Source organism: Phenylobacterium sp. (assembly GCF_037189685.1).
In the GTDB taxonomy this organism is placed as follows: domain Bacteria; phylum Pseudomonadota; class Alphaproteobacteria; order Caulobacterales; family Caulobacteraceae; genus Phenylobacterium.
The window spans coordinates 14,645-38,337 of record NZ_JBBCIT010000028.1 but is presented as its reverse complement, the minus strand read 5'-3'; the positions used below and the strand labels follow the sequence as shown (position 1 = coordinate 38,337).

At 67.4% G+C, this 23,693-nt stretch carries 18 protein-coding genes and 2 pseudogenes; all 20 read left to right on the top strand.

Translation table 11 applies throughout. From position 1 onward, the window contains the following. Window positions 1-18 precede the first annotated feature (18 nt). Window positions 19-1,122, top strand: coding sequence for a CoA transferase (locus tag WG212_RS15945; protein WP_337188099.1), 1,104 nt, complete (start codon window positions 19-21; stop codon window positions 1,120-1,122). Window positions 1,123-1,316: 194 nt separating this feature from the next. Then, window positions 1,317-2,690: an MFS transporter gene (locus tag WG212_RS15940; protein WP_337188098.1), complete on the top strand. Its 1,374-nt coding sequence runs from the start codon at window positions 1,317-1,319 to the stop codon at window positions 2,688-2,690. A gap of 150 nt (window positions 2,691-2,840) precedes the next feature. Beyond that, on the top strand, window positions 2,841-4,034 hold the full coding sequence (locus WG212_RS15935; protein WP_337188097.1) for an acyl-CoA dehydrogenase family protein: 1,194 nt from the start codon (window positions 2,841-2,843) through the stop codon (window positions 4,032-4,034). A gap of 3 nt (window positions 4,035-4,037) precedes the next feature. Then, window positions 4,038-5,126 carry an acyl-CoA dehydrogenase family protein gene (locus WG212_RS15930; RefSeq protein ID WP_337188096.1) on the top strand — a complete coding sequence of 363 codons (1,089 nt, stop codon included), beginning with the start codon at window positions 4,038-4,040 and terminating at the stop codon, window positions 5,124-5,126. Window positions 5,127-5,401: 275 nt separating this feature from the next. After that, window positions 5,402-7,636: a TonB-dependent receptor gene (locus tag WG212_RS15925; RefSeq protein ID WP_337188095.1), complete on the top strand. Its 2,235-nt coding sequence runs from the start codon at window positions 5,402-5,404 to the stop codon at window positions 7,634-7,636. A gap of 124 nt (window positions 7,637-7,760) precedes the next feature. Beyond that, entirely contained in the window at window positions 7,761-8,951 is a 1,191-nt protein-coding gene (locus WG212_RS15920) for an acyl-CoA dehydrogenase family protein (protein ID WP_337188094.1), read from the top strand. Beyond that, window positions 8,951-10,126, top strand: a complete 1,176-nt coding sequence (locus WG212_RS15915; RefSeq protein ID WP_337188093.1) for an acyl-CoA dehydrogenase family protein — start codon at window positions 8,951-8,953, stop codon at window positions 10,124-10,126. The genes WG212_RS15920 and WG212_RS15915 overlap by 1 nt, the downstream gene beginning before the upstream one ends. Beyond that, window positions 10,123-11,736 (top strand): class I adenylate-forming enzyme family protein, encoded by a 1,614-nt coding sequence (locus tag WG212_RS15910; protein ID WP_337188092.1) that lies wholly within the window; start codon window positions 10,123-10,125, stop codon window positions 11,734-11,736. Before WG212_RS15915 ends, WG212_RS15910 begins: the two co-directional genes overlap by 4 nt. An 18-nt stretch (window positions 11,737-11,754) precedes the next feature. After that, window positions 11,755-12,978: a MaoC family dehydratase N-terminal domain-containing protein gene (locus WG212_RS15905; protein WP_337188091.1), complete on the top strand. Its 1,224-nt coding sequence runs from the start codon at window positions 11,755-11,757 to the stop codon at window positions 12,976-12,978. A gap of 14 nt (window positions 12,979-12,992) precedes the next feature. Beyond that, window positions 12,993-15,236, top strand: a complete 2,244-nt coding sequence (locus WG212_RS15900; RefSeq protein ID WP_337188090.1) for an acyl-CoA dehydrogenase — start codon at window positions 12,993-12,995, stop codon at window positions 15,234-15,236. Between the two features lie 107 nt (window positions 15,237-15,343). Beyond that, window positions 15,344-15,463 (top strand): annotated as a pseudogene (locus tag WG212_RS15895) (IS6 family transposase); the annotation flags it as partial. A 157-nt stretch (window positions 15,464-15,620) separates the two neighbouring features. Beyond that, on the top strand, window positions 15,621-16,022 hold the full coding sequence (locus WG212_RS15890) for a hypothetical protein (protein ID WP_337188089.1): 402 nt from the start codon (window positions 15,621-15,623) through the stop codon (window positions 16,020-16,022). Between the two features lie 118 nt (window positions 16,023-16,140). After that, complete coding sequence (locus WG212_RS15885) at window positions 16,141-16,461, top strand: hypothetical protein (RefSeq protein ID WP_337188088.1); 321 nt, start codon at window positions 16,141-16,143, stop codon at window positions 16,459-16,461. 36 nt (window positions 16,462-16,497) lie between these two features. After that, window positions 16,498-16,595 (top strand): annotated as a pseudogene (locus WG212_RS15880) (IS481 family transposase); the annotation flags it as partial. Window positions 16,596-16,814: 219 nt separating this feature from the next. Beyond that, on the top strand, window positions 16,815-19,454 hold the full coding sequence (gene cas3, locus WG212_RS15875; RefSeq protein WP_337188087.1) for a CRISPR-associated helicase Cas3': 2,640 nt from the start codon (window positions 16,815-16,817) through the stop codon (window positions 19,452-19,454). Between the two features lie 179 nt (window positions 19,455-19,633). Further along, on the top strand, window positions 19,634-20,002 hold the full coding sequence (locus tag WG212_RS15870) for a transposase (RefSeq protein WP_337188086.1): 369 nt from the start codon (window positions 19,634-19,636) through the stop codon (window positions 20,000-20,002). Between the two features lie 70 nt (window positions 20,003-20,072). Next, complete coding sequence (locus WG212_RS15865; protein WP_337188085.1) at window positions 20,073-20,354, top strand: transposase; 282 nt, start codon at window positions 20,073-20,075, stop codon at window positions 20,352-20,354. A gap of 105 nt (window positions 20,355-20,459) precedes the next feature. Then, on the top strand, window positions 20,460-22,013 hold the full coding sequence (casA, locus tag WG212_RS15860; protein ID WP_337188084.1) for a type I-E CRISPR-associated protein Cse1/CasA: 1,554 nt from the start codon (window positions 20,460-20,462) through the stop codon (window positions 22,011-22,013). Beyond that, window positions 22,010-22,645: a type I-E CRISPR-associated protein Cse2/CasB gene (gene casB / locus WG212_RS15855; RefSeq protein WP_337188083.1), complete on the top strand. Its 636-nt coding sequence runs from the start codon at window positions 22,010-22,012 to the stop codon at window positions 22,643-22,645. Before casA ends, casB begins: the two co-directional genes overlap by 4 nt. Then, on the top strand, window positions 22,642-23,691 hold the full coding sequence (gene cas7e / locus WG212_RS15850; RefSeq protein ID WP_337188082.1) for a type I-E CRISPR-associated protein Cas7/Cse4/CasC: 1,050 nt from the start codon (window positions 22,642-22,644) through the stop codon (window positions 23,689-23,691). The genes casB and cas7e overlap by 4 nt, the downstream gene beginning before the upstream one ends. Window positions 23,692-23,693: the final 2 nt, after the last annotated feature.

Sequence of the window (23,693 nt, the reverse complement as noted above, 5' to 3'; positions counted from 1 at the left end):
AAGGTGAAGCTGGAGGGATTGAAGGTCCTGGACCTGTCGCTGTTTCTCCCTGGCCCGATGCTCACGCTCGCGCTGGCGCAGCACGGCGCCGACGTCATCAAGCTGGAGCCGCCCGGAGAAGGAGACCCCACGCGCGAGATCGGCGAGCGGATGGGAGACCTGAGCGTCTATTTTCGCAACGTGAACCGCGGGAAGCGGTCCATCCAGCTGGACCTCAAGTCGGAGTACGGAAGGAAGGTCTTCTGGGAGCTTGCCAAGGAGGCGGACGTCCTCATCGAAGGCTTCCGGCCCGGCGTGGCGAAGCGCCTCGGCATCGACTACGCGGCCGTGGCCGCGGTGAACCCGCGCGTCATCTACTGCGCCATCTCCGCGTTCGGTCAGGACGGCCCCGATCGTGACCGGCCGGCTCACGACCTGGCTGTCCAGGCGCTCATGGGGGTGTTGTCGCTCAACCTGGGCCGCGATGGCGCGCCGGCGCAGCCGCACCTGGCCGTCGCGGACGCCCTGGCCTCGCTGTGGGGGCTGTCCGGGGTGCTGATGGCCCTCTTGCGACGGGAGACGACCGGGGTGGGCGACTATCTCGACGTCGCCATGGCGGAAAGCCTCATGAGTTGGACCGTGAACATCACGCACACGGCGTTCGGGCGCGGCGCGCCGCCCGAGCCGCAATCCGAGCGGACGCTGGGAGGCAACGCCATGTACCGCTTGTACGAGACCGCCGACGAGGGCTGGATCGTGCTCGGCGGTTCGGAACCGAAGTTCGCCCGGGAGCTCCTCAGCGGTTTGGGACGCGAGGACCTGCTGCCATTGGCGCATCTGCCGCCCGGCCGCGGTCAGGATCCATTGCGGGCCTTCCTGGAGGAGACGTTCCGAACCCGGACGAAGGCCGATTGGGTGGCCTGGTTTGCAGGGCGGGACATCTGCTTTGCGCCCGTGCAGAACCTGGTGGAGGGCCTGGGTGAACAGGGATTGTGCGACCGCGGGTTCATTACAGTGGATGACGAAGGCTATCCGGCGTTCGGAAGCCCGCTGCGTTTCCTGCGCGAGGCCGGGAGGCGCGCGGCGCTGGCGCCGGCCCTGGACGAACACCGCTCCGACATCGAGACGCGCGGTTGGGGTTGACGCCAGCTCTGAAGACTGCGCCCGCAGGAGGCCTGCCGGACTAGGGGCGAACGGTCCGCATGGATGTCAAAACGTACATTTTTGCCCGACAGGTCGGGTCCTATCCTAGACCGTGGAGCCGCCCGTCGGGTTCGGAAACGAGCTTATGCCCATCGCGTCGGTGAGCTGCCCCGCTGAGCGATTGACCTGACCTGGTGATCAACGTGGCTTCAACTTCTCCCGTAACGACGGCGCAAACCACTGAGCGAACGAGCTTCGCCGCCTGGTGGATGCTGGCGGTCCTCTTCTTGTTCTACTTCATAGCTTTCATCGACCGATACGCGCTCACGGTCATGGTCGAGCCAATCAAGGCTGATTTGAAGCTCACTGATTTCCAGATGAGCCTGATCCTCGGTCCTGCTTTCTCATTTACCATGGCGGCCTTCGGAGTTCCGCTTGGTTATGCGGCGGATCGCTACTCCAGGCGCTGGGTCATCTACTTAGGCATGACGGCATGGTCATGTGCGACGATGGCCTCGGTCTGTGCAAACAGCTTCGTCACGCTTCTCGTCGTTCGGATCTTTATCGCCATAGGTGAGGCCTCACTCGTGCCGGCCGCTTATTCGTTACTGGCCGACGGGTTCGAGAAGCGACGGCTCACGACCGCCATGTCAATTTTCGCCACGGGTCAGAAGGCCGGCACGGCGGCGGCCTTGACGCTGGCTGCGGTCGCGATGGCGTCCGCCAGTGTGCTTCACGGCTTGCATCCGCGACTCGCGGAGACTTCCGAGTGGCAAGGCGCCTTCGTGTTGCTGGGCGCTCCGGGGGTGGTGCTGGCGCTCCTGGCATTCACCTTTCGGGAGCCTCCGCGGCGAGGAGCTCGCAAGGCGAAAAGCGCGTCCGACGGTCAACTCCTGTCTTTTCTCAAGAACCGTCGCGACGTCATGTTGCCTCTGGCCATCGGCGCGTCGCTGCTCGCGATCGTGAGCGCGGGGCTCAGCGCCTGGGCGCCCAGTTTCGTGAGCCGGCAGTTCGGGTTGGCGCCCCTGCAGTATGGGCCCGTCCTGAGCTTCATTTCCCTGCTTGGCGTCGGCACCGTGATCGCCAAGGGTGGCGTCATGGACTGGCTGTTCGCCCGCGGCATGAAGGACGCACACATCCGCTTCTATAGCTGGCTCCTGATGGCCGGCGTGCCGCTCTTCCTGGTCGCCTTTTCCCTGCCCGAGCCATGGATGTTCTTCGTCGCGCTGGGTCTTCTTCAGGCGGTGATCATCCCGTTCATCGTCTATTTCATGGCCACCATCCAACTGGTCGCGCCGGCGCATCTGCGTGGTCAGGTGACCGGGCTCTACTTCGGCATGTGCGCGCTGGTCGGCAGCGGTCTTGGGCCGCTGTTCATCGGCGCGCTGAACGACTTCTGGTTCCGCGACCCTGCCAAGCTCGGCTGGTCGCTGACGATCGTGACCACGACCTGCGCGGGCGTGACCCTGCTGGTTCTGCGCCTCCTCCTTCGCCGTCTGCGATCGGCTATCGAAGAGCGTGAGGCGGAAGAGCAGTCCGTGGATGTACCCGCTCCAGCTGGAGGCTAGGCGTCGAGCGGACCCGGTAAGCGCCGGCGGACGCGCGAGCGTTTGACCCGACAAGCGCGTTGACCAACCGGAATATGTGCGTACAATTATGTCCATACAGAAGACGGTCCGCGAGAGCGCCAGGACGCCGCCGCGGGTGGGAGCTGCACCGTGAAGTACACGTTCGGGGAGGAGCATGAGGCCTTTCGCGCAGAGGTGCGAGCCTTCATCCGCGAAAACCTTCCCGAAGACCTCAAACGCCGGCGCGCCGCGCTCTCTTACGGGGGAGGGCACTACAAGGGGGACACGCTTCGCTGGATGCAGATCCTGCATGAGCGGGGCTGGTCTGTGCCGGCCTGGCCAGTGGAGCACGGCGGGCAGTCGTGGGATCCGCTCCGGCACTTCATCTTCCAGGAAGAGCTCAGTCTCGCCGACGCGCCGACCATGAACATGCAGTCGATCGCGCTCGTCGGGCCGGTGATCTATACGTTCGGATCGGACGCGCAGAAGGAGCGCTTTCTCCCGCCCATTCGGGAGGGTCGGTCCTATTGGTCGCAGGGGTTCTCGGAGCCGGGAGCGGGCTCGGACCTGGCCAATCTTCGCACCCGCGCGAACCTGCAAGGTGATCATTATATCGTCAACGGCCAGAAGATTTGGACCAGCGGCGCCTACGCCGCGGACTGGGGCTTCTTCTTGGTGCGGACCAATTCTGACGCCAAGCCGCAGGAAGGCATTTCCTTCCTCCTGATCGACCTGAAATCGCCGGGGCTGACCGTTCGCCGGATCCCGCAAATCAATGGGCAGGCGTCCCTGTGCGAGGTCTTCCTGGACAACGTCCGGGTTCCTGTCGAGAACCTCGTCGGCGAGCCGGGATCGGGGTGGCAGGCGGCCAAGTCGCTGCTCAACCACGAGCGGACGGGTAGCGCGTTCATCTTCGCCACCAAGCGCGAACTGGCTCGGCTGCGGGAGATCTCAGAGCAATCTCCGCTGGGCGCCGATCCCGTCCTGCAAGCCAGGCTCCGGCGAGCCGAGGCGCAGGCGAGGGCCCTGGAATGGTCGGTGCTGCGGGTGCTCGCCAACGACATGGCCGGGCGAAACGCGACAGCGGTGGCCTCCGCATTGAAGGTCAGGGGGGCGGACATGCAACAGACGGTGATGCAGCTGCAGATGGATGTGCTGGGCGAGTCTGCGATCCGTCTGTACTCGCCCGAGGAGATGGCGGAGCGGCCGGCGGCTACGGCGGACTGGCCGGACTATATGCCCGGGCGCGTCGCGTCGGCCCTGCTCACCCGTGCGGCCACGATCTACGGCGGCACCAAGCAGGTGCAGTTCAACATCATCGCGAAGAACGCGTTCGGGCTGTAGATCGTGAACTTCGACCTGACCGAAGAGCAGCAACTGCTGAAGGACTCCGCCGACCGCTTCGTGCGCGAGGCGCTGTGCCTGAAGCCCGTCGACCAGCGTCCCCATCACGCCGAGATCTGGGCCCGGATGGCGGAACTCGGCTGGCTCGGCCTGCCGCTCCCGGAGCGCGCCGGAGGGCTGGACGGGTCGTTCGAAGACGTGCTCGTCCTCATGACCGCGCTCGGGCGCGGCGTCGTGTCGACGGCCTACGTCAGCAACATCGTACTGGGCGGACATCTGCTCGCCGGGAGCCAGGGAAACCCGCTGGCCGATGAGCTCCTGGCCAAGCTCGCCACGGGTGAAGCGCGGGTCGCGTTTGCGGACACGGACAGTGTCGACGGCAGTGTCCGCGCCTGCCGGACGCCGGACGGCGGTTATGTCTTGGAAGGGCGCAAGGTCCTCAGCCATGACGCGCCGCATGCGTCGGCGGCGCTGGTCACCGCCGATCTGGCCGGAGGGACGGATCGGGCGCTGTTCCTGGTTCGCACGAATGCCGATGGCGTCTCGCTCGACGCGTATCCCGTGATCGACGGTGGGGCGGCCGGCGACCTCAGCTTTCGCGGCGCGAGCGTCCCGGGGACGGCGCTCCTGGCGCGGGGCGCAGCGGCGGCGGGCCTAGTGGGGGAAGCCAAGGATCGCGCCGTGCTCGCCAACCTTGCCCAGATCGTGGGCGCCGCCGAAGCCTGCCTGGACGTGTGCTCCGAATACTTGAAGGTCCGGGAGCAGTTCGGCCGGCCACTCGGCAAGTTCCAGGCCCTGCAGCACAAAATCTCGGCGATGTACGTGGAAGCGCAGGAGGCGCGATCCATCCTGTACTACGGCGCGGCAAGCATAGATGGCCCCTCCGAGGTCCGCGCGGGCGCCGTGCGCGAAGCCCACCTGGTCATCGCCGAAGCTGGCAAGCTGATCTCTGAAGGCGGCATTCAGCTCCATGGCGGATATGGCGTCACCGACGAATTCGCGATCAGTCACTACTACCGCCGCATCATGACGCTGACGCGGATGTTTGACGGTCGCGGCGAGAGCGTGCGGCCGGGACTCGTCCCGGTGTGATCCGCCGCCGTCGGGCGGCGAAAAGAAGATAGCTGGCGTCGCTCGGATATGCCGAGCTGACGTGCACGCACGACTCTATCTGATCAGATTGTGACGAAAGAAACCAAGAATTAGAACCCTATGAACAAAACAAGATTCGACCAATGAGAAATATCTCTGATTGATGTGAAATGCTCCAGTTGTAAACGCACGAGCGGAGCGGCACGCTAGACATAAGAAGCGATAAAGCCATCGGGAGTGGAACTATGGGGAATGCAGGGGTTAGTAGGCTAAAGATGAGCCTGATCTGCAGCGTGGCCGCAACTCTTGCAGGTTTTCCGACGGCTGTACTCGGTCAGGCTGTCAGCCAGCCGGCGAACGACGCGGCCCAGCCGAGTGAAGTGAGCGAGGTCATCGTCACTGCGCAGCGGCGGGCGGAACGGCTCGAGGACGTGCCGATGGTGGTGACCACCGTCGACGCCGCGTCCGCCGCGCAGCGCGGCGTCCGCAACCTTCAGGACCTGACCCAGATCACCGCTGGCGTGCAGATCAACAACAGCGGCTTCCAGACGGCGCCGGCGGTCCGCGGCGTTTCATCCCTCAACGTGGGCGTCTTCTTCGAGAACGCCATCGCGCTCTACATCGATGGATTCTATCAAGACGACGCCGTCACCATTAATCAGGACTTCGCCAACCTCGAGAGCATCCAGGTTCTGAAAGGGCCGCAGGGCACGCTCTACGGCCGCAACGCGACCGGCGGCGCCATCCTCATCTCCACGCTGCGCCCCTCGGCGGATTTCACCGGCAAGATCGGCGCGGCCTATTCCTCGTTCAATACGCGAATGCTGAGCGGCTATCTCTCGGGGCCGCTCAGCGACCGCTTCCGCTTCAGTCTCGCGGGATACGGCCGAAAGTCGGACGGCTACTACGATCTCCTGAATGCCCAGGGTGCGGAGATCGGCCACGCCGCGAAGACGCATTCCTATTCGTTCCGAGCGAAGCTCGAGGCCGACGTCACCGACAATCTCAACGTCACGCTCGGCTACAACTTCACTGAGCTCAGTGACCCTACGGGTCTGATGTTCACAATCGACCAGTATAGGGCGCCGACGCTCCCCCCCAAGGTGGGTAGGCTCTACGACCGCCGTACGTTCGCAACCAATCGGAATTCCCTTCAGCGGAATACGGTCGATGAGGCAACGCTCACTCTGAGATGGGATGTCGGCATCGGCCAGATCACATCGTATACGGGAGCGGCGAAACGCGATGTGAAACAGAACTTCGACTTTGACGGATCGTTTGCGGATATTTCGTACACGGAAGCTGTTTACAGTCAGAAGAACTTCCAGCAGGGAATCGATTTCAACATCGATACGATCGATCGACTTAATCTCATCATTGGCGCAACTTACTGGGACAATGACGTCGATCAACCAGGCAACAACGCGTTCACCAACAACGCGCCATCGTCGCGCGCAACGCGTCGTGATTTCACCAAGTCCGTGGCGGCGTTCATCGACGCGACCTACGAGCTCACCGACAAGCTCTCCGTAAACGTGGGCGGGCGCTACGCGGAGGAGAAGCGGGAGAGTCGGCAGCAGGGCTTCATCTTCACGAACGGCGTGGCGACCCCAAGTTCGCCCTTCGCGACATCGAAGCTGAAGTTCAGCAACTTCAGCCCTCGTGGGTCCATCCGCTACGAGGTCGCGGAAAACACCAACGTCTACGCGTCCTATTCGCGGGGCTTCCGCTCGGGTCTTCCGCAGATCGTCGTGGCCATTGGCCAGAACATCCAGCTGCCGCTCCGACCCGAGAAGATCCGCGCCTTCGAAGTCGGGTTCAAGACGGCCCAGCGCGGTCTGCAGTTCGACATCGCGGCCTACCATTACAAGTACACCGACGTGCAGACGTCGCTGCAGCGGCCCAACCCGCTCAACCCCAATACCGTGCTGAGCATCACCGCCAACGCGAAGGGCGCCGAAATCTACGGCCTCGACGCGCAGACGACATGGCAGCCCATCGACGGGCTCACGCTGCAAGCCTCCGCGGCCTACACCCACGCGCAGTACGAGGACTATTCGAACGCCACGGGCACCGGCCTGAACTTCGGCACGCAGCGTAACGTCGGCGGTCAGCCGCAGGACTGGACAGGGTTGGACCTGGCCCGCTCGCCGCAGATCACGGCGACGTTCGCCGCGGACTACAAGATCATGGACGTGTTTGGCGGCGTCCTGATCCCCAACGTGAACGTGAAGTACACGTCCTCCTACGCCCCCAACAACCCCTCGGTGTTTGGCCCGCTCGGTGCGTCAGGCCAGACGCGGGTGCAGCGCTACCGGCAGCCCGCGTTCACGCTCGTCAACGCCGGCCTGACCTGGCGGGACGCCGACGAGAAGGTCTCGCTCGGCGCGTTCGTGAACAACGTCTTCAACACCGACTACCGGCTGGCCTACACGGGCAGCGCAACCGGCGACTACGCCTTCTGGGGCTCGCCGCGCGTCGTGGGCATCCGCGCCGGCTACGACTTCTAGCGGCTGGACGGCGGGGCGGCGTCGATCGGACGATCGCCCCGCCGCCCAGGCCAGATGAGAGACCAGGGCGCGACGAGCTGGAGAGTCAGCCTGCGTCCTCCGGGTAGCGGATCGGAGAATGGACTTGGAACAGACCATCGAATTCACGACGGAAGACGAGGATTTCCGGCGCGAAGTCCGCGACTTCCTGGACCAGAACCTGTCCCACGATTGGGACAAGGGCGGCAAACCCTGGACCACGCCGAAGGAGCGCATCGAGTACCTGCGTGCGTGGCAGCGGAAACTGAACGCAGCGGGACTGGCCGCGATCTCCTGGCCGGTCGAGTACGGCGGCCGCGGCGCCGGCCTCGCGCAGCAGATCATCTACAACGAGGAGATGTCCCGGCGGAGCGTGCCCGACGTCCTCAATCGGTCGTCGATCCTGCAGCTTGGCCCGGCGTTGATCCAGTGGGCGAGCCAGGAGATCAAGGACTACTTCCTCCCCAAGATTCTCGATGCCGACATCCTGTGGTGCCAGGGGTTCAGCGAACCGGGCGCCGGCAGCGACCTCGCGGGAATGACGACGAAGGCGGTCGACATGGGCGACCACTTCCTGGTGTCGGGATCCAAGGTGTGGACGTCAGGCGCCGAGCGGGCGGACTACTGCTTCCTGCTGGCCAAGACCGACACGAACGTCCCCAAGAACCAGGGCATCACGGCCTTCATTCTGGACATGAAGGAGCCTGGCATCACCATACGCCCGCTGCGGCAGATCACGGGCGTGGCCGGGTTCAACCAGGTCTTCTTCGACGAGGTGCGAGTACCTCGCAATCGGGTGATCGGAGAGGTCAACAACGGCTGGCAGGTAGCGACGAACACGCTGCGGTTCGAACGGGCGGGCACTGCCACCGTGCGCGCCGAGCGTCGTCTCGACATCCTGGTGAAGGTCGCGAAGGACACGAAGTTCGACGGACAGCGCCGGCTCGACGACCCCGTCGTCCGCGACAAGCTCGCCCGCTACTCGACCATCGTGAGCGCGCTCGGCGAGATGGGCTGGAGCAGCATCGTCAAAGGGCTGAAGGGCATCCCTCCGGGGGCGGAAACCTCGATCGCGAAGCTGATCTGGTCCGAGGTCGACCAGTCCATGGCCGACTTCGGAATGGAGCTGCTGGGACCCTATGGACCCCTTCAGGCCGGATCACCTCACGTCGTGAAGGGCGGAAACCCGGCAACCGGCTACCTGCTCATGCGGGCCGCCACGCTCGGCGGCGGGACCTCCGAGATACAGCGCAACATCATTGGCGAGCGTCTGCTCGGCCTGCCGAAGGAAAAGTGATGGACCCGACCAACCTGAGCTTGCGGGACGCTCTCGACGAGCGCGCCAGCCTCGTAAGGGACAGCGCCACGTCGCTCCTGAAGGGCGAATGGTCGACCGCGCGCTTCCGCAAGCTGATCGACTCCGGCGACGGCTACGATCCGGCGCTCTGGGCGCAGATGGGTTCCCTCGGGTGGCCGGGGCTCATGGCTCCCGAGGAAGACGGGGGCTCGGGGGCGACGGTCAGTGAGCTCGTGGCGATCGCCGAGGAGTGCGGGCGGGCGATCGCGCCGTCCCCGCTGATCGCGCACATCGTCGCCGGCGAACTCGTCCGGGCGGCCCCTCCCAAACTGCGGGCCGGCCTCAACGACGCCGTGACCGGCGGCGCCCAGCCGCTGACGCTTGCGGTGCTCGAGCGGGAGCTGGGTCGCGACAGGGCGAAGGTCTCGCTTGCGGCGACGTCCGAAGGGCAGGCGTGGGTGCTCCGCGGAGAGAAGCTGTTCGTGACGGCGGCCCGCCATGCCTCCACGATCATCGTCGCGGCGCGGACGGACCGTGCGGGCGTCGCGCTCTTCGCGGTCCCACGGTCGGCCGCGGGCGTCGACGTGAAGCCCATGAAGCCCCTGGACTGGTCGGCGGTCGACGCCGTGACGTTCACGGACGTGCACGTGCCGGGCGACGCGCTGATCGCCGAGGGGGCCGACGCCGAGCGGCTCCTGCGCGAGGCCCTGCTGCTCAGCGACCTGCTGATCGTGGCCGAGCTATGCGGCCTCGCCGAATCCGCGCTGGACCTGGCGGTCGAATACGCCAAGGTCCGGGAGACCTTCGGCAAGGTTATCGGCCAGTATCAGGCGATCAAGCATCGGCTGGTGAACATGCGGGCCGACATCGAGATCGCGAAGTCGCTGGTCCGCGCGGCGACCGCGAGCGTGGCCTCCGACGATCCGGACAAGCAGGTTCATGTCTCGCGCGCGGCCTACTGGGCGATCGACTCCCTGAAGAAGGTTCCGGAGAGCTGCATCCAGGTCTTCGGCGGCATTGGCTTCACCTGGGACCACGACATCCACCTCTTCCTGCGGCGGTCCGCGACGCTCGCGTCCCTGCTCGGCGATCGCTCCGAGCATCGCGAGGTCATCGTCAATGCGCTCGACATGCAGACGTCCGGCGCCGGCGAACGCGCCGAGGCTGCGGCGTGACGTCGTCGCGGCCCGACGGCGGCCGCGAGGTCGCGGGGGATGACGGCGCCGCGCCGCGCGAGGGCGCGCCGGTGTTCGAAAACCCCCTCGCCATGTTCGAGTGGCGGGTCCGGCACGACCCCGACGCGCCGTTCCTCGTCAGCGTCGACGGCGCGGCGCAGAGCTATGCCGAACTCGCGGGCCGCGCGGCGGCGCTGGCCGATGTGCTCGAGGCCCGCGGCGTCGGTCGAGGGGATGTGGTCGGGGTCTATCTCGGCAACGACCGCGCCTGGGTCGTCGCCATGCTCGCATGCTGGCGCCTCGGCGCGACGGCCGCCTGCTGCGCCGACATGCTGCCGCCCGTCGAGGCGGCGGGACGCTTCGAACTGAGCGGCGCCACCCACGTCATCGCCCGCGGTTGGCCGGAGGCCGGGGAGCGGACGATCATCGTCGACGCCGAGGGGGCGGCCGAAGGCGCGCCACTTCCGCGTCCGGGCGACATTCCCGAGCCCAGGGCGCACCTGCTGACGCCTGAGTCTCCGGCGGTGGTGCTCTTCACCTCGGGTTCGACGGGCCAGGCGAAGCCGGTCTGGCGTCCGCATTCCGCGCTCGCCGAGGGCTCGCGGATGACGGCGGGCGCCTATGCCAAGGTCGCCGGTTTCCGGCCCCGCACGGCCCCGCCCACCAGCCCGCCGGCCATCAACTTCAGCCCCTTCGGGCACTCCGCGGCGTTGGGGCGCGTCCTGTTCCGCATCTACGTGGGCCGCCGGCTGATCCTCATCCCCAAGTTCACGGTCGACGCCATCGAGCAACTGGCGAAGAACTACGAGGTCGACACGCTTCAGCTCGCGCCGGCGATGATCCACGACCTCGCCTACACGGATCGGGACATCCGGTTCCGGAACCTGAAGTACGTGAACAGCGGCACCGCCCCGCTACCGATCTCGACCCGCGACAAGTTCGAGGCGCGTTACGGCGCGCCCGTGCTCCAGGCCTACGGGTCCACGGAAGGCGCGGTGATGAGCCTGGAGCGGTACGAGGACGTCATCGCCGGGCGCCGAGGGCCCGGATCGGTGGGGCGGATCGCGTCCGGAACGCCACACCGCATCGTCGATCCACAGGGCAAGGACGTCGCGCCGGGCGAGACGGGCGAACTGGTGGGGCGAATGCCGTCGGCCGAGGGCGCCGAGCCCCATCCGGGCGTGGACGCCGAGGGCTGGTTCCACACCGGCGACCTCGCGCGGATCGATGAGCACGGCATCCTCTACATCTGCGGGCGCATCAAGGAGATGATGATCGTCGGTGGCTTCAACGTGTATCCCGGCGAAGTCGAGGAAGCCCTGCGAACGGCGCCCGAGGTCCGCGACGCGGTGGTGGTTCCGATGCCGGACCCGCGCCTGGGCGAAGTCCCGGTCGCCGGCGTGGTTTGGGCGGACGATCTGGCGGGGCCGGCGGCTGAAGAAGCCTGGCGGCGCGTCGCCGCCGCTGTCCGCGGGCTGTTGGAACCCTACAAGACGCCGAGGCGGTGGTTCACGCTCGCTGCGATACCGCTCAATCCCAACGGCAAGGTCGACAGAAAAGAGGCTCTGGGTCTCGCGACTGAGGCGTTGCGGGATCTTGCCGAGACTTGATGTGGAGGAGATGGGTCGATGAGTGAAGCTTCGGCGGCGGAAGCAGCGACGGCAGGCAGGATCACCGACGAGGGGATCGCCAAGATGCGCGAGCGCATCGGGGTGGTGGTGCCGCGCGACGCGCCGTTCAACACCGAGGCGAGCATCGACGGCATCCGTCATTTCACCGCCGCCTACGGCGACGAGAACCCGCTCTATTCGGATCCCGAATACGCCGCCTCGACACGCTGGGAGGGGTTGATCGCGGCGCCCCCCTTCGTGCTGACGATGGGGGAGAGCGAAGTGAAGACCATCCGTCCGGAGTTGCGGGCCCGGGGGGCTCACGCGCTGGCGGGAGTGCATGAATTCTTCACCGGCGATGACATGCAATTCTTCAAGCCGATCAGGCCCGGCGATCGGCTCACCAAGCGCTATTACCTCTGCGCGGTGAACGAGAAGGCGGAGAGCAGGATGAGCGGCGGCCGGGCCGTTCATACCCACTACCGCTCCGACTACATCAATCAGCAGGGCGAGCTGGTCGCGATCGAGCGCTTCAACTTCATGCGCATGGAGCGCGAGGGTGCGCGGGAGTCGGGCAAGCAGGCCAAGATCTCGCCCGCCGTCTACACCGACGAACAGCTCGCGGAGATCGACGCCGCCTATGCCGCCCAGCCGCCGCCCCGTGGGTCGGATCCCCGGTACTGGGAAGACGTGACGGTGGGCGATGATGTCGGAACGATGGTGAAGGGCCCGCTCACGACGACCGACGTCATCGTCTGGATGCGCGGCTGGGGCGGCGGCGTGCAATCGAACCGCCGGGCGTGGAAGCATCGGCAGCGCGCGCCGAAGTTCTTCACCAAGAACGCGAACAACGCCTGGGACGTGGTGCAGCGGGTGCACTGGGACGACACCATGGCGCGCGCCGTCGGCAATCCGGCCGCCTTCGACTACGGACGGATGCGCAGCTCGCACCTGACCCATCTGGTCACGAACTGGATGGGCGACGACGCCTGGCTGTGGCGCTTGGCCTGCCAGCACCGGCAGTTCAACTTTGTCGGCGACGTTCAGTGGGTGCGCGGGACGGTGGTCGCCAAGTCCGTCGAGCCGGAAGGCCATGTCGCAGACCTGGAAGTGAGCTGTACGAACCAGCGCGGCGAGCGCGTGTCGCTCGGAAACGCCCGGGTGATCCTCCCGTCACGGGCGGCCGGGCCGGTGGCGCTTCCGGCGCCCGACGGCGAGGACGACGTCCCGCTGCTCTACTAGCCGCGGAGAGCGCCTTGACGCCCGAACAGGAAGAGATCGTCCGGAGCCTCAGGCGCCTGGTTCCCGACCGGGCGGCCGCGCGCGGGTGCGCCGAGGGCGGGGAGCCCGTCGACAGGGCGCTTTGGCGCAAGCTGGGCGAGCTGGGCCTGACGGCGGTCTCTGCGCCCGAGCAACTCGGCGGGTCGGGGGGCAGCCTCGAAGACGAGACGGTCGTCGCAGCGTCGCTGGCTGAGATGGTCGCGCCGGTCCCCGTGGTCACCGGCTTCGTGGCCGCCCACGTGCTGGCGGCGGGCGAGGGGCCGGCCGCGAGCCCGCTCATGGGAGAGCTTGCCGCCGGCCAGCGCCTGATCCTGGCCTGCCTCTCGGCGAGCCGTGGGCTTCCGGAGGGGCTGGTCGTCCAGAGCCCGGACGGCCAGGCGCGCCTGACCGGCATGGTCGCCGACCTGCTCGACGGGGGTGTCGCCGACGTGCTTCTCGTGCCGGTGGACGGGCGATGGTGGGCCGTGGACGCCACCGGCCCCGGCGTCGAGCGCGTCGCACTGCGATCCATCGACTTCACCCGCCCGATCGCCGCGATCACCTTCCGGGACGCGCCCGCTCAGGCCGTGTCCGGCTTGCCGCCGCAGGGCGTACTACCGCTTGCCTGGACGCTGCTGGCTGCCGAGGCGTCCGGCGTGGCCTCCGCGGCGCTGGGGCTCTCGACCGACTACGCCCGCGAGCGCAAGCAATTCGGCCAGCCGATCGGCCGTTTCCAGGCCATCAAGCACAAGCTCTCCGACGGGCTGATCGCGGTCGAGGGCGCGCGCTCCGGCGTCGTGGCCGCGGTGGCGTCCCAGCAGAACGGCCTGCCCGACGTCCGCTCGGCCCGTCTGGCCAAATCCGTCGCGAGCGCGGCGGGCACGGCGGTGGCGTGCGAGGCGGTGCAGATCCACGGCGCCATCGGTAACACCTGGGAGCACGACCTGCACCTGCTGCTGCGGCGCGCGAAGTTCTGCCAGCTCGCGCTCGGGTCCTCGGACGCCCACCTCGACGCGCTCGCCGCGGACCTCATGGAGCGACCGCCGGAGAAAGGGCGAGGGCGGGTGAGCGCCGACGCCGGCCTGCGGCTGGAGCCTGCGGACCGACAGTTCCTGCAGGCGCTGCAGGCCTGGCTGGACGAGAACGCCACGCCGGAGCGTCTGCGCGAGGTGCAGACCGGCGGCGTCCCTGCGCGCCGCGCATGGCAGGCGCAGATGGCGGAAGCCGGCTGGGTCGGCATCCATTGGCCGAAGGCCCACAACGGACGCGGCGCGACCTTCGTGCAGCAGGTGCTCTATCACAGCGAACTGGCGGCCCGGGGCTTGCCGCCGCTGGTCGGCAACCGAGGCCTCAGCCAGGTCGGACCCACGCTGATCGCCCACGGCAGCGACGACCAGCGGACGCGGTTCCTGGAGGCTACCCGCCGCGCCGACATACTCTGGGCCACAGGCTTCTCCGAGCCGGGCTCGGGATCGGACCTCGCGTCGCTGCGTACGCGCGGCGTGGTCGATGGCGACGAGATCGTGATCAGCGGCCAGAAGACGTGGACGACCTCGGCCCACTTCTCGGACTACCTCTACACCCTCGTGAGGACCGGGCCGCTGACCCCGAAGCACGCGGGGATCAGCTGCGTGCTCGTGCCCCTGGGCTCGCCCGGCGTGACCATCCGGCCGATCCGTCGGATGAGCGGACCGGCGGAGTTCAACGACGTCTTCCTCGACGACGTGCGAGTCCCTATGGCCAACGTCGTGGGCCAGATCGACCAGGGCTGGCAGGTGACCCGGACAACGCTCTCGCACGAGCATATGACCAACTTCCTCGGCAGCCAGCTTCGCCAGACCTATTTCGTCGAGAGCCTCGTAAGGAAGCTCGCGGAGCGCGAGGGGCAGACCGGGCTGAGGGACGTGTCGTTGCGCCGGCGCGCCGCGCAGGCCTGGACGAACACCCAACTGCTCCGCCTGCACGGCCTGCGCAACATCACCAAGGTGGTGGAGGGGCAGGACCCGGGCGCCGAGGGTTCGATCATGAAGCTGTTCGGCCAGGAGGAAGAACGGCGCATCTACGAGCTGGCCCTCGACCTCCAGGGTGCGGCCGGGCTGTACGACGAGCGCGCGAGCAGGAACTTCCTGGGCGCGCGGGCGGCCACCGTCGGCGGCGGCACGAGCGAAGTCCATCGCAACAAGATCGCCGAGCGCGTTCTGGGCATGCCCCGGGATCCGTGGTCGGACCAGGAATCCTGACCGGCGCCACGGGCTTCCTACTGAGCCGTTGAAGCGGAGGGTGCTGACAATCTAAGGGCAAGCTGTCTCCGGTCTGGGCCCAAGAGGCCTTTTCGGGAGCCACGTCGATGCAGCCGATCTCGTTCAAGCGTCACCGGTTCCCGGCGGACGTGATCCGCTAGGCGGTGTGGCTTTATTTCCGGTTCACGCTGAGCATCCGGGACGTCGAGGAGTTGCTGGCTCAGCGGCGGTCCGTACGCGAGGAGGCTTGCTTGGGGGAGAACAAAGTACGTACAAAATGAGTGTGTCTGACGTAGCTCGCCCAACAACCCCTTCAGATGCCGGCTTCTTTGATCGCCGGCTGATGATCGATATTCTTGCCTGGGATTGGAATTGCGCCTTTGGATGAGCGACCCCATGGCGCCTGAGCCAAAGGCTAGGTTGCCGGGACTGAACTATGGCCGCGACCTCTTAGTCCGAGGTCGAGTACGTCCGCCCCGCGAGTTGCGCGGCAAGACGATGGAAGTGATCCTGTCGCCATTTGGTCCGAAAGTCCGCTTTGGGCGCAGCGGGCTTCATCAGGTGGGAGAGGTCAAGGCGGCACTCGACGGCTCTGACTTTGACTTTCAGGCGACCCTTATGCTCCCGGAGGACGCAGTCGCGCCCTCGATCACTTCCCTGGCCTCAACTTGGAAGTACATCCAGATTCAAACGAGCGATGACGATCTGTGCGCGGCGAGAATTCTCGCCTATTCTTTCTACGTCCACATCCATCCAAATCTAAAAGCCTGGGCGGATGCTGACTGAGGAACGACAAGATTTTATCATCGAGTTGCGGCGAAGTGACGGTGGGCTAGGCATTATGCCTTGCCCACCGTCAGTTCCGAAGGACCACCGCTTCCAGGGTGGCCTTATCTACTCCAGAATGATCGATATCGAGGGACGGGTAACAGCGCCGCCGTTGCTGGCCGATCGCCGGATACGTGTCTGGCTGGACCAACTCGAAGAGTGGCGCCTCAGCCGGCATTCGCCTCCGATCATCGGTGACCTTTTTGATCGAACCGGTGAGCTGCCTGGCGGCGGCTTGGAGGCATCTCTCTACATTCCGAAGGATACGGGGCCGGCCGCGGTTTATTGCTTGGGCACGACTTGGCGACATCTCAGGCTGACAGGTGTCAACGGCGATGGCCACAGAATGACGCTCATCGATTTCTCATTTTCCTCGAGCGACGCGCATCTTGTTTGACGACCGCGGGCTATCGGCCGGGCGCGCCCGTTACGCCTGTATCCCAAGACGGTGGCCAAATGGCGCAAGCGGAAGACGACCTCCGATGCGCCGATGGGACCCAAGGCGCCGAAAGCACGGTGCTGACGTCAGCTAAGCAAACCTTATCATCCTTGGACCAAGGACCGATCAATTCTCAAGATCGATCCGCATCACCTCGTTCCGGGACCAGACATCTAGGCGGCGCGGGTCGTTGGACCGCCGGAGTTCGCCGCCAGCCGGCCTCGTTGACGCGATCGAGTGTGTAGGGTCTCCTGGGTTTGGGGAGAGGGCGGTGCGGTGACAGTCCGCCTCGGGTGTGTGGGCGGACTATCTTGCGCTGGCTGACGGATTACTGGGGCAAGGCACGGCCGATCCCGGCCTTCGGTCCGCGATGGCATCCGCTCGCCTACCATAGTCTCGACGTCGCGGCCTGCATGCTCGCCATGCTGGCGGCGCGGCCGGCTTGGCTGGAAGCGGTCGCCGCGGCCAGTGGGTCCCTGGCGCGGGAAGAGGCGCGTCTGAGACTGGTGGTGGTCGCGGCGCTTCACGACCTGGGCAAGTTCGCGGACAACTTCCAGCAGAAGGTCCCCGAAGTGCGGGAGGCGCTCCAGCCGGACTTGGCCCAGAAACGAAGCCTGGACGGTCACGGCGACGTCGGGGCGGCCATGCTGGACCAGTGGAGCGGCCGGCCGAGGCGGCTACAGACCTGGTTGCTGGCGGCCTTCGCCCACCACGGGGCTCCGGTGCGCGATCCCAGGGTTCCCACTCAGGCCATCGCCCTGGACGACGCCATGTCTGAGGCGTCCCGGAGCGACGCCTTTGCGTTTGCCGACACGATCCTCGACCTGATCGGTCAGCCAGATGACTCGCGCGCTCGAGGGGGTGAATGGCTGGTCGCTGGCCTCGTAGTCCTCGCCGACTGGATAGGGTCGAACCAGGAGGCGTGGTTTCCCTACGCGGACCCGGTTCTGGACCTCGCGGCTTACTGGGATCTAGCGCAGGCGAGGGCGCGGAAGGCCGTCAGCGAAGCCGGCCTGGCGGAGGCCGCCGTTGCGACGGGCCTCGATCTCGACGTGCTCCTGCAGACGCCGTCCATTGCAACGCCGCTTCAGGCGTGGGCAGCCGCCGAAGCACCGGACACCGGCCCGCACCTCTACATCCTCGAGGACTTCACGGGCGCGGGGAAGACCGAGGCGGCGTTGCTGCTCGCGCATCGGCTGATGCGGGCCGGTGCGGGCGAGGGGCTCTATTGGGCCCTGCCGACCGTGGCCACATCCAACGCGCTCTACGGCCGTCTCGAGCATGCCTACCGTCGGCTGTTCGCCGAGGGCTCCGAGCCTTCCCTCGCGCTGGCGCACAGCGCGCGCGACCTGCACGCCGGCTTCCAGGCCTCAATCGGTCGCGCCGGCGACAGCCTCTACGGGCCGGATCGTCCGGCGGGCCTCGATGGTCAGGACATCAGCGCCGAGGCCGCCTGCGCGGCCTTCGTCGCCGACGACCGGAAGAAGACATTCTTGGCCGAAGTCGGTGTCGGCACCGTGGATCAGGCGCTGCTGTCCGTCCTGCCCGTGCGCCATCAGAGCCTGCGTCTTGCGGCTCTGTGCCGACGCGTTCTGGTGATCGACGAGGTCCATGCCTACGCGCCCTACGAGGCGAGGGCGGTCGAAAGACTGCTGGACTTCCACGCCCGGCACGGCGGCTCGGCGATCGTGCTGTCCGCCACCCTCACGCGGGCGCAGCGGCGTCGGCTCGCCGGCATCTACGACAGGTCGTGCGCGGAGGCGGTCCTGGAGGCGGCCTACCCGCTGGTCACCCGCGTTTCCGGCGGCGCGGTCTCGGAGCAGCCCCTTCAGGCGGCCCCGCGCGGCGGGCGGCGCGACCTGCCCGTCCGGCGGTTCGACACGCCCGAGGACGTGGAGGCGGAGTTGCTCGCCCGGGCGCCGACGGGCGCCTGCGGCGTCTATGTGCGCAACACGGTGACCGATGCGATGGAGACGTTCGGCCGGCTGCGCGCCATGGCGCCTGAGGGCGTGAGGGTCGATCTCTTCCACTCGCGCTTCACGCTGGGCGATCGCGAAGCGATCGAGCGGAGAGTTCTGGCGGCGTTCGGCAAGTCGAGCGCCCCGGCGGATCGGGCGGGACGCATCCTGGTGGCCACACAAGTCGTCGAGCAATCGCTCGATCTAGACCTGGACTATATGGCCACCGACCTCTGTCCGATGGATCTCCTGATCCAGCGGGCTGGGCGGCTGCATCGGCACGTTCACCGACCCGCCCGCCCTGGGCCGGAACTGTGGGTGGTGGGGCCGCCGGCCGCGGACGACGCCGACCGGAGTTGGTACGAGCGGGTCCTTCCCAAGGCCAGCCGGGTCTATCCGGACGCCAGCCAGCTCTGGCGGACCCTGCGGCTGCTCGAGACCGACGGCCTGCGGCTCGCCACCAAATCGCCGCGCGATCTGATCGAGGCGGTTTTCGGGGAAGATCCCCCGGCCTCACCGGAGAGCCTGGAGCCCACCGCGGACAAGGCCGCAGGCGACCGCCTCGCCCACCGGGCCATCGCCGACCTCAACCTCCTGAAGCCCGACCGCTTCGACCGGCAGGGCGGGCGATGGGAGCCCGAGGACCGGACGCCGACCCGGCTGGCCGACCCCAGCCATACCTTCCGCCTCGCGCGCTGGGTCGAGGGTCGTATCACGCCCTGGTGCGAGGGCGGGCCGCACGCCTGGCGGCGCTCCGAGATCCAGGTTCCGGCCCGCCTGTTCGTCACGGCCGAGCCCCCGACGCCGCAGGCCGCGGCTGCGGTCGAGACTTTGGTCGCGGGTTGGCCCGAACGCTACGAGGCGCCGGGCGTCCTGCTGCTGGAAGCGGAGTCCGAGGCGGGCGTGTGGCGGGCGATGGTCTCGGGTCAGGACGGGCAGGCGAGGGCGGCGGCCTACTCGCGCGAGGCCGGCCTTCAGGTGGAGAAGGCGTAGGGGTTGTGTGCGGCGTTCTCTCTGCTCCGAGGAATGAACCGCCTTTCTAGCCTGTAGGACGCCGTGCCCCGCCGGCACGGGCAACGTCACGGAAGGCTCTAATCGCCAGGCTCAGGACCTATTAAATGGTTTGCGCAGTTGGCGGTCTTCTGATTCCAGGTTGGGATCAGGAGAGGTTGATGAGCGATCTTTTGTGGTTGTCGGACAGGCGGATGGCGGTGATCGAGCCGTTCTTTCCGTTGGCGCACGGGGTCCCCCGAGTGGATGATCGGCGGGTGCTGCCGGGGATCGTGTTCGTGATCCGCAACGGGCTTCGCTGGTGCGACGCGCCTTCTGCCTATGGGCCGCACAAGACGCTGTATAATCGGTTCGTGCGCTGGAGCCGCCTGAGAGTGTTCGACCGCATCTTCGCGGCCCTGGCGGGTCAGGCGGGCGAACCGGACGGCATCATGATCGACAGCACGCATCTGAAAGCGCATCGCACGGCGGCGTCCTTGCTCAAAAAGGGGATGTTCCCCGCCGTATCGGGCGGACCACGGGCGGCCTGAACTCCAAGCTGCACACCGAAGGCCAGATGAGCGACCACAGAGGTGCGGCCCTCATGCTCGACGCCCTACCGTGAGTCCACATCCTCATCGGGGACCGCGGCTACGCAGCCGCGCCTTCCGCGACGCCCTCGCCGCCCGGGGAACAGCCGCCTGCATCCCCTCAAGCTGCAGCCGCAAGCTCCCCATCCCCCACGATCCAGCCATCTACCGACATCGCCACAGGATCGAGAACTTCTTCGCCAGGCTCAAGGACTGGCGCCGCATCGCCACTCGCTACGACCGATGCGCCCACACCTTCATGGCCTCAATCACCATCGCCGCCATCATGATCTTCTGGATCAATGAGTCCTGAGCCTAGCCGCTAGTCTGAGTGTCCCGAGCCAACCTTGACCTACGCCAAGCTTGACCTTGGCGAGCGCGCCGACTCGGCGCTCCCTGTCTCTGGGAGGGTGTTCGCGTGTCCTTCAACCTGGTCGCGAGCAAGTGGCTGCCGGTCCGGCGGGCGTCGGGCGCGCGGCAGATCATCGCGCCTGCTGAGGTGGCGGACGGCTTCGCCGACGACCCGATCCTCGCCCTCGACTTTTCGCGGCCGGACTGGAACGGCGCCGTCACCGAATGGCTAATCGGCCTGACGTTCCTCGCGATGCCGCCGAGGGACGTCTACGCCTGGGCGGACCTCTTCGAAACGCCGCTTGGCGTTGACGACCTGGACCGGGCCCTTTCGCCACTCGTCCCGTGGTTCGGTCTCGACGGTGAAGGCCCGCGTGCCTTCCAGGACCTCGATCCCCTGGCGGACCAGGATGTGAAGGCCCCCGACGGCCTGCTGATCGACGCCCCCGGCGAGAACACCCTGAAGAACAACGCCGACCTTTTCGTGAAGCGCGGGGCCAATCCGAGCCTCGGGCTGGCCGAGGCCGCCGCCGCGCTGATCACCCTCCAGACCTACGCCCCGTCGGGCGGGGCCGGGCACCGGACCTCTATGCGGGGCGGGGGGCCGCTGACCACCCTGGTCGCGCCCGTGCGCCCGGGGCCGCTGCGGACCTCCACCCTCTGGGATCGGATCTGGGCCAATGTCCCGCCCGACGGAGACGTCGGCGAGGCCCGCGACGCCTTGCCGTGGCTTCGCCCGACCCTGACGTCCGGCAAGTCGGACCTGCCGGTGACGCCCGAAGGCCGCCACCCGGCGCTGGTCTTCTTCGCCTGTCCCCGCCGCATCCGCTTGGTCTTCGAGGATCAGAGAGGCGAGCGCCGGGTCGTCGGGTACCGGACGCAGAACTACGGCGCGAACTATCTCGGCTGGGAGCACCCGCTCTCGCCGTATCGTGAGGACCCGAAGTCGGGGAAACTGCCGATCCATCCCCGATCCGGGGCGTCGAACTATGGCGACTGGACGGCCTGGTGGGGGTTCGGCGGGGCGCCGGCGGCCGTGACCGTCGCGTGGGCGGCCCGGTCGCGTGAGCTGAGCGACGATCTCCGCATGGAGATGCACGCCTTCGGCTACGACATGGACAACATGAAGGCCCGCCAGTGGGTCGAGGCGAGGCTCCCGTGGGTGGATGTGAGCGCGCCGGCGCTGGAGGCGGCCGTCACCAAGGCCGTCGAGGCGGCCGACGCCGCGGCAAAGGCGCTTCGCCGGGCGGCCAAGCTGGCGATCTACGGCCAGCGGCGCGGCGAGGTCTACAACCTACCAGAGGGCCTGCCGCTCGACTCGTTGCCGGAGTCCTACGACAGGCTCTGGCGCGAGACGCAGGGTGCGTTCGAGCGCCTCCTGCGGGATTTGGAGGCGCGTCTGCACGCTTCGGGCGCCGAGACTTCGGACCTCCTGCTCGGCTGGGCCGGTGTGCTGCGGGCCGCCTGCGGGAGGATCTTCGCCGAGACGGTCGACGTGGACGCCTTGGGCGACGCCGAGCCCCGACGGCTCCTGATGGCCCAGTGGCAGTTGTGGCGCGACCTCGCGAGCCTGGAGACCAAGACGATGAAGATCGCGCCCCTGGACCGGAGACGGGCATGAGCGAGACCCCGGACTGGACCCTCCGGCGCGACCTCGCGAGGACCTTCTGGCTCTGGTGGGAGCAGCTCCGGAATCCCAAGGACGCCCGTGGTCCCGATCGCGCCGCGCTGGCCAGGCTGCGCCGGATCGACAGGGTGGCGACGGTCGATGGTCGCCCGCCGGATGTCCTGGCGGCGCTGTGCGAGCCGGCGTTCCGCGACCTTTGCGCGGCGGTCGAGCCGCTGCGGAGTCTCGGGCGCTTCGAGGACGAGAGGGTGGAGGAGCTGGTCGCGGCGGCGGCGGCGGTCGTTCGCGTCCGCGAGCGGGCGTCGGGACCCGTGGCTCGGGCCCTGGGCGGCGCGAAGGTCGAGGAACGCCGGATGAGCGAGGGCCGTTTCCTGACGCTGCTGCGCGTCGAGACCACCGGCGACCTGTTCGACCAGGCCTGCCGGCTCGGCGACCTTCTGGAAGGCGGCGCCGACGTCGGCGACCTGGGCGCCTCGATCTTCCTGTGGCGGAGTCGGCGTTCGGTCCGCAGCGCCTGGGCGCGCGACTACTACCACATCCACCCGGGCGGCCCGCCGACCAAGGAACCGCCCACCAGGGAGCCGCCGGCGGGGCCGGCCGGCGCAACCGGAGACGACCCGCCATGACCCGTTTCGTCCAGCTCCATATCCTCACGGCCTACGGCGCCGCCAACCTGAACCGGGACGACACGGGGCGGCCCAAGACCCTGACGTTCGGCGGCGCCGAGCGCCTGCGCATCTCGTCCCAGAGCCTGAAGCGCGCCTTCCGCGAGTCGGAGGCCTTCGCCACGACGCTGGCGGGGGCCATCGGCAGCCGGTCTCAGCGGTTCATGGGTGAGTTGATCGCAGGGCTGGAAGCGCGCGGCCTGTCTCGCGAGGACGCCGTGGCGCGCGCCGGCGTCGTTGTCACCGACAACAAGCTCGGCAAACTCAAGGGAGAAGCCCAGACCGAGCAACTCGTTCATCTCGGGCCGGACGAACTGGCGCGCATCGCGGCGCTGGTCGATGAATTGGTGGCCGATCCGTCCCTGAAGGGGCCGCCGGTGCTGTCTGAAAAGCCGCGCGCGGCCGACATCGCCATGTTCGGCCGGATGCTGGCCGACAACACGCGCCACAATGTGGAGGCCGCCGTACAGGTGGCGCACGCCTTCACTACCCACCGGGTGGCGGTGGAGGACGATTACTACACCGCCGTCGATGACCTGAAGGACCCGGATATCGACGCCGGCGCGGGCTTCATCGGTGTACAGTACTACGGGGCCGGGCTGTTCTACCTCTACGTGTGCATCGACGCCGACCTGTTGCTCGCCAACCTGTCGGGAGAGCGGTCGCTGGCGGCGGACACCATCGAGGCCCTGATCCGGGCGGCATGCACCGTCGGCCCGACCGGAAAGCAGAACGCCTTCGCAAGCCGCGCCAAGGCCCTCTACGTGCTGCAGGAGATCGGCGAGGACGCGCCGCGCAGCCTGGCTGCGGCCTTCCAGCACCCGGTCGGCGCGCGTCGCGGCGAAGCCGACCCGCAGGCAGCCTCGATCGAACGTCTCGGCAGCCTCAGAGCGGGATACGCCCAGGCCTATGGCGAGGCGTTCGCGACCCAGGAACTGGATGTCGCGGCCGGCAAGGGCTCGCTGGCCGACCTGATCGCTGCGGCCCGCGCCCTATACGCCGGATGATC

Excerpts from the sequence above, each read along its gene's own strand:
- WG212_RS15925 (WP_337188095.1), top strand. The coding sequence starts at position 5,402 with ATGAGCCTGATCTGCAGCGTGGCCGCAACTCTTGCAGGTTTTCCGACG.
- WG212_RS15915 (WP_337188093.1), top strand. The coding sequence starts at position 8,951 with ATGGACCCGACCAACCTGAGCTTGCGGGACGCTCTCGACGAGCGCGCC.
- WG212_RS15905 (WP_337188091.1), top strand. The coding sequence starts at position 11,755 with ATGAGTGAAGCTTCGGCGGCGGAAGCAGCGACGGCAGGCAGGATCACC.
- WG212_RS15890 (WP_337188089.1), top strand. The coding sequence starts at position 15,621 with ATGAGCGACCCCATGGCGCCTGAGCCAAAGGCTAGGTTGCCGGGACTG.
- WG212_RS15885 (WP_337188088.1), top strand. The coding sequence starts at position 16,141 with ATGATCGATATCGAGGGACGGGTAACAGCGCCGCCGTTGCTGGCCGAT.
- WG212_RS15870 (WP_337188086.1), top strand. The coding sequence starts at position 19,634 with ATGAGCGATCTTTTGTGGTTGTCGGACAGGCGGATGGCGGTGATCGAG.
- casB (WP_337188083.1), top strand. The coding sequence starts at position 22,010 with ATGAGCGAGACCCCGGACTGGACCCTCCGGCGCGACCTCGCGAGGACC.
- cas7e (WP_337188082.1), top strand. The coding sequence starts at position 22,642 with ATGACCCGTTTCGTCCAGCTCCATATCCTCACGGCCTACGGCGCCGCC.